Source organism: Belnapia moabensis DSM 16746 (assembly GCF_000745835.1).
GTDB classification, from domain to species: domain Bacteria; phylum Pseudomonadota; class Alphaproteobacteria; order Acetobacterales; family Acetobacteraceae; genus Belnapia; species Belnapia moabensis.
Window position 1 is genome coordinate 1 of the sequence record NZ_JQKB01000116.1, and the last position, 10,842, is coordinate 10,842.

Below are 10,842 nucleotides of genomic sequence, written 5' to 3' on the forward strand. Positions count from 1 at the left end.
AGCCACTTTGTTGCACTGAACGACCGTAGGGTGCATCGAACCCAAGCCGCGTTTCGGGTCATGTAATGCGGACGTAGATCGGGCGTCCGAGATCTAGCATTCGGTTCAGCACGCCGGCAGCGATGGTTACCTCGGTCGCCTGACGTCCATCCGTTTGCGAACGTAGTCCATCACCGATGACGCGCTTCCAGCGCGAGACGTCGGCCTCCACCAGGGCACGAGTGTTGTACCCCGATGCGCGCTGCCATCCCAAGCGGCCGCGCTTGGCGATACATTGCAGATGGGCATCGCGTTGCGTTGGTGTGGTCTCGGCCACGTCGCTTGGCACCGCATTTGCGCGCGGCGGCACGATGACCGCCGCCTTGGGATGGCGCGCTGCAATTTCGGCATAGACGTCGTCTCTGTCGTACGCGCCGTCGCCGGTGAAGGACGCCACCAATCCGTCCACTTGGTCGAGCAGTGGACCGACCTGAGAGCCGTCATCGGCATCCCTGTCGGTCAGTGCCGAGGCGACGATCAGCCCAGTGTCGGCGTCAGTGGCGAGGTGCAGCACTCGCCAAGCCCGACGCCGCTTGCTGCCATGCTTCTCCTCTAGCCACTCGCCGGGTCCACAGAGGCGGAGACCAGTGCTGTCCACCAGCAGGTGGACCGGCGCGCTCCCCGCTTTCGGCCGCGGCACTTCGAGCACCTCGGCCCGACGGCTGAGGGTGCTATGGTCCGGCACCGGCAGGTCGAGGCCGAGCAACTGCAGGACGGACGCGATCAGCCCCTCGGTCTGGCGCAGTGCCAGACGGAACACCGCCCGCAGCGTCAGGGCTGTGGCGATGGCCAACGCGGAGTAGACGGGCTGCCCGCCCCGGCCGGTACGCGGCTCAGCCGTCCATGCCTCGACCGCCTCCGGCGTAAACCACACGGTAAGGCTGCCGCGGGCGCGCAGGCCGGCGTCGTACTCGGCCCAGTTGGTCACCCGGTGCCGCTGCTTCGGGATGTGATGGCGCCGAGCGGCATTGGCTTTGAACGGCACGAGGGGTCCCCTGCAGGGTGAAGAGGCCTCGCCCCGGCCGCATCCTACCCCAGGCCACCCAGGCGGGCGACTGCTGCAACAAGGTCCCAAGGATCGCCTCTGTTCGAAAGTCGCCTCGGACAGCCCTTGCCGAACCCGACAGCAGAAGTCCTCGAGGGAGCTGGAAAGTCCGGCGAGCTCCGTCTGCCGATCCGCTTGCGCCTCGAGCTGCTTCGCTTGTTCGCCTAGCTGGCGCTGACGCTCCTCGAGGTCACCCCGTCGGCGCCAGTATTCGTCCAGAAGTACCACCCCAGCGAGGTAAGCTTCGGTCAGTCGTTCGAGCTGCTGTCCCAAGCTTGCCTGTCCCCGTCGTAGTCCCTGCTGGCGCGCCTGGAGCTCCTGCGGCAGCCAGTGTCCGCCATGCGCTCGGGCCAGGGCTTGGGAGGCCTGCTCCGGATGGCTCAGCAGGTCACACAGGTCGCTCCAGACCAACTCGTCCAGGCGCCCGGCCGGGCTCAGCCGCGACGGACATTTCTGCTCCCGGTGCGAGAACAGGGCCGGCAGCTTGCCGGTGCAGGAGTAGTAGCGGTACCGGTGCATGTTGGCCCAAGCCAGGCAGGCCAGACCGCACAGGCCGCAGCTGACCAGGCCCCGCAGCAGATAGGGATGGGCCTTGTTGTTGCGGTGAGCAAAACGCCGGTTGCTGGCCAGCCGGGCCTGCACACGGTCGAACTGCTCCTGGCTGACAAGGGGTGGGATCTCGGCCGCCAGGATCCACTCCGCCCGTGGCGCATCCACCCGGCTCATGGCGGAGTGCTTGCGCGGTGCTGTTGCCGAGCGCCGCTCCAAGGTGCCGCGGCGGTGCCAGCGATTGCCATAAACCTGGCCGGCATAAGCCGGGTTGGTCAGCAGGCCGCGGATGCTGGCCAAGTTCCAGCGGGCCAAGCCGGTTGAGGTTCGGATGCCGCGCTGCTCCAGCAGGCGTGCCAGCGAGCAGAAGCTATGAGCTTCATCCGCATACCAGGCGAACATCTCGCGCACGATGGCTGCCTCAGCCTCCTCGATGCGGACACCTGCAGGATCGCGCGGGCGATCTGGATCCACCCGGTAGCCAAAAGGCGCTCTGGTCCAGGGCAGCATCACTCCCGCCTCCAACTTGCGCTGGCGGCCACGCCGCATGCGCTCTGTGATCAGCGTGCGTTCATACTCCGCCACCGCACCGCGGATCTGCAACAGCAGCTGATCATGGGGGTCCTGGCTCATGGGGCGGTCGAGGAACTGCACCTCGCAGCCGTGTCCCTGCAGTTCCTCCAGCAGCAGAACCTGATGCACGTAGTTGCGCGCCAGCCGGTCCGGTGCGGTGATCAGGACCAGATCGAGGCTGCGGGCCGTGGCGCGGTCGCGCAAGCGATCGAGACCCGGCCGCCGCAGCGAGGCGCCGCTGTAGCCATCATCGCGGAAGACCAAATCAGCGAGGACGTCCCAGCCTTGCTGGCGCGCATGGCCGGTCAGGCGCTCAATCTGCTGCTCGACGGTTTGGGCCTGGGCCTGGCGCTGGGTCGACACCCGGGCGTAGAGGGCCGCCTTCATGGCCATCCTCCCGCACGCCGGGGCCGCGCAACCCGCCGGCAGGCGCGACGGCCATCTCTCTCGTCCAGGCCAACACCTCCTGGTAGGCCCGATCCCATCGACGCTGGCCATCCGGAGCCGGCCGCGTCGTCCGATGCACGGTCCACTGGCATCGCATCTGTCCCTCCCGACTGGAGGGGTAAAGCTGGGACCGTGCTGGCCCGCCTGGAGCGCTCCCGCAGCGTCAGCCGAGACCAGCTCAGGCGCAAGCGCGAGCGGCGAACCCAGCAGAATTTGTCATTTGCGATTAGGCCATCGAACAAGATCACCGGCGCGTTAAACGCCTGGTCAGATCAGGGCTTGGCTTTGGCAGCTTCTACACGGCACGACGAACACTGGCAGGCTACGAAGCAATGGCAATGACCAGGAAAGGGCAGGTATACAAGGTTGGCGGACGAGACATGCGGATCCAAGCCACCTTTGTCGCCAAGTTGCTCCAGGCCGCCGCCTGATCTGGGGTCTGTCGCGGCCATCTGCGACTTGCCAAAAACCCTGCAACGCAGCCCCAAGTTGCGTACAGTTAGCATCGACCGCGGAGTCAGCCTGAACCTGCTGACTGTACCTTCTCAGCCTCGTGCTTTCGGAACATCGCTTCGACCGCGGCCTGACGCTTGCCGCTGAATTCGATGTTATTCTCGCCTACCCATTGGTAGGAGGCCACGCGCGCCGAATTGGTGCCGCGGAAATGCGGCATGACGTAGCGGGCATAGAGCTCGTAGGAGCGCTTGGTGCCCGCCCAGTCCGCCCAGTCATGCGTCTGCTGCAGGAAGACACCGAACTCGCCCTGCTTGCCTTGCAGCCGCTCGATCATGGCGATGGCATCGTCTGGCGTGCCGATGACGCCGAGCCTCCTCCCGACAAACCAGTCCACCGGGTCGGTGCCCGCCGGAACGGGGAAGCGGCCCGGCGAGTTGTTGTTGAAGTAGTCGAGAAATTTCTGGAAGCCGAAGCGCACGTCGGCACGCGCCTGGTCCCGCGTCTCAGCAATGTACATCGGTGCGACGATGCGCAGCCGGCTCGGATCCATGCTGCGGCCATGCTCCGCGGCGATGTCGCAGGCGATCTGCCAATTACTAGCCAGCGCGTCATAAGCAGCGCCGTCGGCTGCGGCAACGCAAAGCATGCTGAGGTCGAGACGTCCGGCCGCCCGCCCGCCCGAGGGCGATACGGCACTTGCCACCGAGACCTCCGGATATGGTCTTGTATAGGGCAGCAGATGCGCCCGAGCATTGACCAGAGTGTACCACTCGGTTGACTCGGTCACCATCTCGCCGCGGAAGAGCCGAAGGATGACCTCTAGGGCCTGCAGCATCCGATCACGCTGCGTCGCCGGCTCGATACCAAGCATCATGGCGTCGGACGCCAGTAATCCAGGTCCCGCGCCGAACATCACCCGACCCCGCGTCATGTGGTCTAACTGAATAATGCGGTTCGCAACCATTAGTGGATTATGGTAGGGAAGCGAAACTACGCCGGTACCGAAACGCAGCCGCGTGGTGATAGCGGCGGCATGGGCGATGAACACCTCCGGCGAGCTGATCGTCTCGAAGCCGGCGGAATGATGTTCGCCGATCCAAGCTTCGTCGAAGCCGAGACGGTCGAGCCATTCACATAGCTCCAGATCGCGGTGAATACACATGGTTGGGTCCTCTTCCAACGCATGGAAGGGAGCCATGAACACGCCATGCCGCAGAGTGGCCGCCATCTTGGTCGTCTCCGGGTCAGCGCAGCGCCGCGGCATCTTCGCCAGCGCCGCCAAATAGGTGCAAGCGGTCCGGGTGGAGCCCAAGCGCGACGTTCTCCCCCGGATGGAGCACGGTCGAGGCCGGTGTACGGATGATGACCGAGCCGCCACCCACGGTGACGAAGTGGTAGCGCTCCGCCCCGGTCAGCTCCGAGACCGTCACCCGCGCCGCAATGGCGCCCGGAGTGTCCGGCGCGACCAGCGCAATATCCTCCGGCCGTACCCCGAGCGTCGCCTGCTTGGCTGCCGGCATGTGCAGCGACGCCTGTGGCAACGCGATCGCCATCCCTGGACCGGTGAAGATGGGCTTGCCGCTTTCGATGCGCAGTTCGCCCTCGATCATGTTCATTGAAGGTGTGCCTATGAACTCCGCAACGAAGCGATTAGCTGGGCGTGAATAGATTTCATCCGGGCGCCCAACTTGCTGCATGACACCGTGGTTCATGACTACGATCCGGTCGGAAAGTGTCATCGCCTCAAGCTGGTCGTGCGTGACATAGACCATGGTGGTCTGCACCTTCTGGTGCAGTGCTGCTAGCTCGGCCCGCATGTGTACCCGCAACTTGGCGTCGAGATTGGACAGCGGCTCGTCCAGCAGGAAGACCTCAGGATCGCGGATCAGTGCCCGGCCGAGCGCCACCCGCTGCCGCTGGCCACCAGAAAGCTGGCGTGGCTTGCGCTCAAACATGCTCTCGATCTGCAGCATGGCGCCGATGGTGGCGACCTTGCGATCGCGCTCCTCGCGTGCAACGCCGCGCTTTCTCAACCCGTATTCCAGGTTCTGCCGCACCGACATATGCGGATAAAGAGCGTAGCTCTGGAATACCATTGCGATGTTGCGGTCGCGCGGCTCTAACTTGGTGATGTCGCGCGGGCCGAACAAAATGCGTCCAGAGGTCGGCGTCTCCAATCCGGCGATGATGCGCAGTGCGGTAGATTTACCGCAGCCGGAAGGCCCAACGAGAGAGATGAACTCGCCGTCTGCGATATCGAGGGTCAGCTCCTTCAGCGCATGCACCACCCCGCCATGGCTGCGGAATTCCTTGTGCAGGCGGTCGATCCGGACGTTTGCCATGAGTCAGCCCTTCACGCCGCCGGCGCCCATGCCGGTCACGAGGTAGCGTTGCACGAGGCCGAAAGCGAGCGCCATCGGCAGGGTCGCAAGTGTCGATGCTGCCATGATGAGACCCCAGTTCGTGTCTGTGCTCGATACGAAACGCATCATGCCGGGTGGTAAGGTGCGGAGGCTTTCATCCGAGATGAGGATAAGGGCGTAGAGATACTCGTTCCAGGCAAACAGAAAGGCAAAGATACCCGTAGCGATTATGCCTGGTACCGCTTGGGGCAGCACCACGTCCCAGAGCGCGCCGAGACGTGTCGCGCCATCAATCAGCGCCGCCTCTTCAAGGTCGATTGGGACGGAGGCGAAGAAGTCCCGCATCACCCACATAACGAAGGGTAGCGAAAAAGTCAGGTAGGCCAGCGACAAGCCGAGATGACTGTTGGTCAGACCCAGCTCGCGAAACAGCAGCAGTAGTGGGATGACCAGCAACGCGCCTGGGAACATGTAGGCCAGCAGCACTAGCCGCCCATAAGCTTCCTTGCCACGAACTCGGAAGCGCGCCAGCGCATAGGCGCCTAGGATGCCGACTGCCAGCGCCATGACGGTCGAAAGCAGGCAAACCTTTAAGCTGTTCATAAAAAGAAGACCGAAATCGGTCAGCTGGAACAGGCTGATATAGTGTTCGAGCGTCCAGGTGGCGGGCAGGAAAGTGGGCGGTGTCCGGAACACCTCGGTCTGCGGCTTCAACGAGGTCAACGTCATCCAGTAGAGCGGGAAGGCGACAAAGGTCAGCAGCAGCAGCGCGAGCCCATAGGTGCGGAGAATGCGCAGCATCAGTCCGACTCCTTCCGCAGAAAGGCAAAATACACCGACATGACGCCTATAAGGATCAGGAACATGACGACTGCGATCGCCGATCCGCGACCCATCTCGTAAAGGCCGAACGCCTGCTCATACACTAGTATTGGCAGGGTCATGGTTGCCCGCAGCGGCCCGCCACCGGTCAGCAGGAATGCAATTTCGAAGTTGTTGAACATGTAGATGGTCCGCAACAGCGCCACGACCAGCAGCACGTCCTTAATCTGATGCAGCGTAATATCGACGAAGCGGGCGATAGCGCCGGCGCCGTCGATCCGCGCCGCTTCGTACAAGTCTTGCGGGATCACCTGCAGCCGCGCCAGTACGATGACGACGACGAATGGAAAATACTTCCAGACGCCGACGAAGACCACGCTCCAAAAGGCGCTGCCGGGCTGCGACAGCCAAGCAATCGGTGCGGCGATTAGTCCGGTCTGCACTAGTAAATAGTTCAGAACGCCATACAGCGCGTTGTACAGCAGCATCCAGATCAGGATAACCGAGACGACCGGCATCATGTAGGGAAACAGCACCAAGCCCCGAACCAGGGAGCGGCCCTTGAAGGGCTGGTGCAGGATCAGCGCGACCGCGGTCCCAAGCACAATCTGCAGACCGACCGTGGCCCCTGCCCAGAGGGTGGAAATCGCCAGCGACTGCCAGAACTCAGCATTGCCGAACAGCCAAACATAGTTAGCCAACCCAACCCAGACCCCCTCGGGGTCAAGTACATGCCTCTGCAGGAAACTGGTGTAGATCCCGTAACTAAGTGGGAATACCAACAGCACCAGGAAGGTTAGCGCACTCGGCAACAGCAGAATGACGCCAAGATGCTGGTCGCGCAGCCACGCGAGCGGGCCGCCGGAGCGCACCGCCATTGGCGAAGTTCCCGCTGCCTTTTGCGGGCGCACGACCTGCGGTGCATGCTGTGACATCAGTGCGTCCTACGGCTTCAGGTCCTTGGTGGCGTCCACCGCATCCTTTTGTGCCTTCTGCACCGCGAGCGCGACCGGCTCCTTCCCCAGCACGATACGCTGAACCATATCCGGAAGAATATTGCGTGCCTCGATCGCGTCCCATTTATAGTTGAAGGGCCGGTTTTCGGTTTCCTGCGTAGCAGAGAAGCCGAACTCGATCGGGTCGATCAGCGGCTTCACGATATCCGGGTTCTTCTGAATCCAATCATGTTGCTGCAGCATCGGCAGCACGGAGTTCCGCGTAGGCACCACATGGGCAATTACCGGCTGCATCAGCATGAACATCTGCTGTGGCTCCAGCATGAACTTTACGTATTCCATCGCCGCACGACTGTTGCGCGATTTGTATACGACGAATTCGTCCCATCCGATGGCGGTGGCCGGCGTGCCGCCATGCGGAATGTGCACCGTCCTCGACTTCGGGATGAGATCCGGCGCCTGCTGGTACAGGTGGGCCAGCACGCGGCCCCAGTAGAGGGTCGTAGCCGATTTGCCGGAAGTATAGGCGGCGGACGCCTCGCGAAATCCGTACTGGCCGATGTCGGGCGGCGAGAAGCGGCACATATCGGCATAGTAGGTCATCGCCCGCCGGACCTCCGGCGTGTCGAGCGTCGGGTTCAGCTTGTCGTCGAAGATCAGTCCGCCAGCGCCCCAAATGGCTATGGTGGTTTGAATTTGGGTGTTCCAGGTACGCCCGGCCGGGAAGCACGCACCGTAGATGCCCTTCGCGGGATTCGTCAGCCGCTCGGCCGCGGTGCGATACTCTTCCCAGGTTTTCGGCAGCGGCAGGCCCGCCTCCTGAAACATGTCGGTGCGGCACCACAGCACCGGCCACTGGACGCCATAAGGAATAGCGGCTTGGATGCCGTTGAAATTCCAGGCCTTCAGGCTGGGTGAGTGAAAATCGGCGCGGCCAAGCTGATCCACGAGGGGTGCGAGGTCCACCAGTAGGTTTCGCTTTGCCGCTGCTGCCATGAAGCTGCCGCGGCTCGAGCCGGCGACGATCTCGGGCGGTGTTCCCGCCATCAAGTCAGCCGGAATTTTGCGGATCAAATCGTCCCAGGAGGCGTATTCGGGCCTGATCGTCGTACCCTTGTTGGTTTCGCCGTACCTGCCGATCAGCTCTTGCCAGACCTTCACCTGGCTCGGATCCGTCTCCGGCGTGAGGAACCTGATCGAAGCCTGCGCCTGCGCCAGTGTGGGGCGGCTGCCGATGCTGAGCCCACCCAGCAGACCGGCCATCAGCATGTCACGTCGCTTCATGGCATCCTCCCTTGCGCCTGGCCTTACCAGCCTGGTCGTCCCGCTTGACGCGAAGCTTTGCAGGCAACTCGCGCCGTCGCAACCGCGAATGGCCGTCATCTTGTTGCATGAGTCGCCCGGTTGGGTGCCCTGGAGTAGGCTGGCTTAGGGGCGAGCCCTCGAGCAGTGAGGGACACCTGTCGTGCCGTTCAAGTCCAACGGTGACCGCCGGCACCGCATCCCCAAGCAGCGCCAGAAGGTGACCAACTGGGCTGAGTACGATGCCGGCCTGCGCTCCCGTGGCAGTCTCAGCGTGTCGTTCACGGCCGAGGTGATCAAGGGGTGGCAAGCCGAGGTGCGGGTGGGTCGGGGTGACCAGGCGAAGTACTCGGACCTGGCGATCGCAACTGCCCTGACGCTGCGTGCCGTATTCCGCCTTGCGCTGCGCCAGACCGAGGGCCTGATCGGCTCCATTCTGCGGCTCCTCGGCCTCGACCTCACCGTGCCGGACCATTCGACCCTGAGCCGTCGGGCCGAGACGCTGGAGGTGCTGCGGCCGAAGGTGGGCAGCGAGCCGGTGCACCTGCCGGTGGACAGCACTGGTCTGCGGCTGTGTGGTCCTGGCGAGTGGCTGATCGAGAAGCATGGCAGCAAGCGGCGCCGGGGCTGGAAGGTGCTCCACCTCGCCACCAATGCTGACACGGGCCAGATCGTCGCCTCGGTACTGACGAGCAGGGATGCCGATGACGGCTCGCAGGTCGACCCCTTGCTCGACCGGGTTGATGGTTCCGTGGTGTCCTTTACCAGCGATGGCGCCTTCGACCGGAACGATGTTGACGCCGAGGTCGCAGCGCGTCATCCAGATGCCGACGTCATCGTGCCACCACGCGCGAACGCGGTGCCAAGCAGCGCTGCTGCAACCGCGCCGACACAGCGGGATGTTCATCTGCGATGTATTACCGAGCGCGGTCGCATAGACTGGCAGCGAGCGTCGGGGTACAACTGGCGTGCTCTGGCGGAGGCCGATGTCTCACGATGGAAGCGCGTCATCAGTAATGGTCTGCGCTCGCAGACGGATCGGCGCCAAGCGACCGAAGTGGCCATCGCCACCAACGTCCTGAACCGGATGCTGGATCTCGGCCGGCCGGAATACATCCGGATCGCATGACCCCACACCCGGCAGGGATCGTCGCGTCCGTACCGCCGACCGATGCAACACAATGGCGTGGGCTGCAGGAGTTCGCCATCCACTACAACGCCACCTGGCTCGTCGCTCGGCACGGCTATCGCACCCCGAACCAGGTCCGCGCCGAGCAACTCAGCCTTGCTCAGCGCCTACCTACCCATCTACGCTTGGCCGCCTGAACAGCGCAGTCAGCTGTCTCAACAACCGGTCGCACTAAACGCATTGCCGCAGTAATGGCCAGGATGGAACACCTCGCCCTCGCGGACCAGCATCTCCACCGCACTGACCGAGGCGAACACCAATCCAACCTCGCCAGCCAGAGGCCCGGTGACTGAAGGACCGGTGCTGCAATAAGGAACATGGATGACCAGCGTCCCTGTCAGGTCGTCAAACATTATCGCCGCCAAAGTGTTGGCCGGTTTCGGCGTGTGAAGGCCCATGGTTCAGCTTAACGCTGCTATCGGGTGTTTCGGAGCCGCCTACTTGCCTGATGGACTGAAGCGGCGCGATGTTGGCGGAAAGACGGCCGAGAAAGAGCCGTGCTGATGAGGAGGAAGGCGTATGACCCTATCCCGCCGCGCCGCAATCGGTGCCGGATTGGCCAGTGCAGCGATATCCGCGGCTCCGCTTGCAGCACAGCCGCGCAATCCCGGTCAGACGCTGCGTGCTGGCCTTCTGCAGGACATGTCTGGCGCCTACCGCGATATCTCAGGACCCACCAGCGTCGTCTGCGCGCGCCAGGCCATCCGTGAGTTTCAAGCCGATAGCCCGGACTTCGGCGTCGACCTGCTTGTTGCCGACCACCAGAACAAATCTGATGTCGGCCTGGCGATCGCCCGCCAGTGGTTTGACCGGGACAATGTCGACGTGGTGCTGGGCGTCAGCAACTCAGCCCTGGCGATCGCCCTGAAGCCGGTGGTCGAGCAAAAAGACAAGGTGCACATCAACACCTCGGCCGCCACCTCGGCGCTCACCTCCGAATATTGCAGCCTATTGATGCGGCCCTCATTGTCTTGATCTGATTGACTGGGGATCCAAGTTCGCGGGCATGAGGCACGTGGACATGCGCAAGCTGCCCGCGGCGGCTCAGGAAGAGCGCCGGCGGCAGGTGGTCGGGCTTCGTCAGCGCGGCCTGACCTTTCG

At 63.5% G+C, this 10,842-nt stretch carries 11 protein-coding genes and 1 pseudogene; 4 read left to right on the top strand and 8 right to left on the bottom strand.

The features are described 5' to 3' along the window. Nucleotides 1-58: 58 nt before the first annotated feature. Complete coding sequence (locus EP26_RS37830; protein WP_043340304.1) at nucleotides 59-1,024, bottom strand: IS5 family transposase; 966 nt, start codon at nucleotides 1,022-1,024, stop codon at nucleotides 59-61. A 693-nt stretch (nucleotides 1,025-1,717) separates the two neighbouring features. Further along, nucleotides 1,718-2,704, bottom strand: a pseudogene (locus EP26_RS37835) (recombinase family protein); the annotation flags it as partial. A 182-nt stretch (nucleotides 2,705-2,886) separates the two neighbouring features. Here EP26_RS37835 and EP26_RS38765 point away from each other — a divergent pair. Then, a complete protein-coding gene (locus EP26_RS38765) occupies nucleotides 2,887-3,084 on the top strand; it encodes a DDE-type integrase/transposase/recombinase (RefSeq protein ID WP_211259581.1) in 198 nt (65 codons plus the stop codon). Nucleotides 3,085-3,170: 86 nt separating this feature from the next. Here the strand turns inward: EP26_RS38765 and EP26_RS27410 are convergent, their stop codons facing one another. From EP26_RS27410 to EP26_RS27430, 5 genes are read right to left on the bottom strand one after another with little or no spacing between them, the layout of a single operon-like run. Next, nucleotides 3,171-4,337: an LLM class flavin-dependent oxidoreductase gene (locus EP26_RS27410; RefSeq protein WP_043343768.1), complete on the bottom strand. Its 1,167-nt coding sequence runs from the start codon at nucleotides 4,335-4,337 to the stop codon at nucleotides 3,171-3,173. Between the two features lie 16 nt (nucleotides 4,338-4,353). Further along, nucleotides 4,354-5,451 (bottom strand): ABC transporter ATP-binding protein, encoded by a 1,098-nt coding sequence (locus EP26_RS27415; protein ID WP_043343743.1) that lies wholly within the window; start codon nucleotides 5,449-5,451, stop codon nucleotides 4,354-4,356. 3 nt (nucleotides 5,452-5,454) lie between these two features. After that, a complete protein-coding gene (locus EP26_RS27420) occupies nucleotides 5,455-6,273 on the bottom strand; it encodes a carbohydrate ABC transporter permease (RefSeq protein WP_043343746.1) in 819 nt (272 codons plus the stop codon). Continuing rightward, complete coding sequence (locus tag EP26_RS27425; RefSeq protein WP_084113055.1) at nucleotides 6,273-7,229, bottom strand: carbohydrate ABC transporter permease; 957 nt, start codon at nucleotides 7,227-7,229, stop codon at nucleotides 6,273-6,275. Before EP26_RS27425 ends, EP26_RS27420 begins: the two co-directional genes overlap by 1 nt. Nucleotides 7,230-7,238: 9 nt before the next feature. Then, entirely contained in the window at nucleotides 7,239-8,534 is a 1,296-nt protein-coding gene (locus EP26_RS27430) for an ABC transporter substrate-binding protein (protein WP_169747517.1), read from the bottom strand. 181 nt (nucleotides 8,535-8,715) lie between these two features. Between EP26_RS27430 and EP26_RS27435 the strand changes: the two genes are divergently transcribed. Together EP26_RS27435 and EP26_RS35620 are read left to right on the top strand one after the other, a co-directional pair. Then, nucleotides 8,716-9,681, top strand: coding sequence for an IS5 family transposase (locus EP26_RS27435; RefSeq protein WP_043343753.1), 966 nt, complete (start codon nucleotides 8,716-8,718; stop codon nucleotides 9,679-9,681). After that, nucleotides 9,678-9,878: a hypothetical protein gene (locus EP26_RS35620; protein WP_157033853.1), complete on the top strand. Its 201-nt coding sequence runs from the start codon at nucleotides 9,678-9,680 to the stop codon at nucleotides 9,876-9,878. Before EP26_RS27435 ends, EP26_RS35620 begins: the two co-directional genes overlap by 4 nt. A gap of 18 nt (nucleotides 9,879-9,896) precedes the next feature. On the opposite strand, the gene EP26_RS35625 is transcribed toward EP26_RS35620, so the two are convergent. Beyond that, complete coding sequence (locus EP26_RS35625) at nucleotides 9,897-10,094, bottom strand: hypothetical protein (protein WP_157033854.1); 198 nt, start codon at nucleotides 10,092-10,094, stop codon at nucleotides 9,897-9,899. A gap of 166 nt (nucleotides 10,095-10,260) precedes the next feature. On the opposite strand from EP26_RS35625, the gene EP26_RS27440 reads away from it, so the two are divergent. Next, nucleotides 10,261-10,716 (top strand): ABC transporter substrate-binding protein, encoded by a 456-nt coding sequence (locus EP26_RS27440; RefSeq protein WP_084113057.1) that lies wholly within the window; start codon nucleotides 10,261-10,263, stop codon nucleotides 10,714-10,716. The last annotated feature ends 126 nt before the right edge of the window (nucleotides 10,717-10,842 follow it).

Bases quoted from the DNA above. Each gene is read 5' to 3' on its own strand.
- EP26_RS27440 (WP_084113057.1), top strand. From the start codon at position 10,261: ATGACCCTATCCCGCCGCGCCGCAATCGGTGCCGGATTGGCCAGTGCA.
- EP26_RS27425 (WP_084113055.1), bottom strand. From the start codon at position 7,229: ATGTCACAGCATGCACCGCAGGTCGTGCGCCCGCAAAAGGCAGCGGGA.
- EP26_RS27430 (WP_169747517.1), bottom strand. From the start codon at position 8,534: ATGAAGCGACGTGACATGCTGATGGCCGGTCTGCTGGGTGGGCTCAGC.
- EP26_RS27420 (WP_043343746.1), bottom strand. From the start codon at position 6,273: ATGCTGCGCATTCTCCGCACCTATGGGCTCGCGCTGCTGCTGCTGACC.
- EP26_RS27415 (WP_043343743.1), bottom strand. From the start codon at position 5,451: ATGGCAAACGTCCGGATCGACCGCCTGCACAAGGAATTCCGCAGCCAT.
- EP26_RS35625 (WP_157033854.1), bottom strand. From the start codon at position 10,094: ATGTTTGACGACCTGACAGGGACGCTGGTCATCCATGTTCCTTATTGC.
- EP26_RS35620 (WP_157033853.1), top strand. From the start codon at position 9,678: ATGACCCCACACCCGGCAGGGATCGTCGCGTCCGTACCGCCGACCGAT.
- EP26_RS27410 (WP_043343768.1), bottom strand. From the start codon at position 4,337: ATGGCGGCCACTCTGCGGCATGGCGTGTTCATGGCTCCCTTCCATGCG.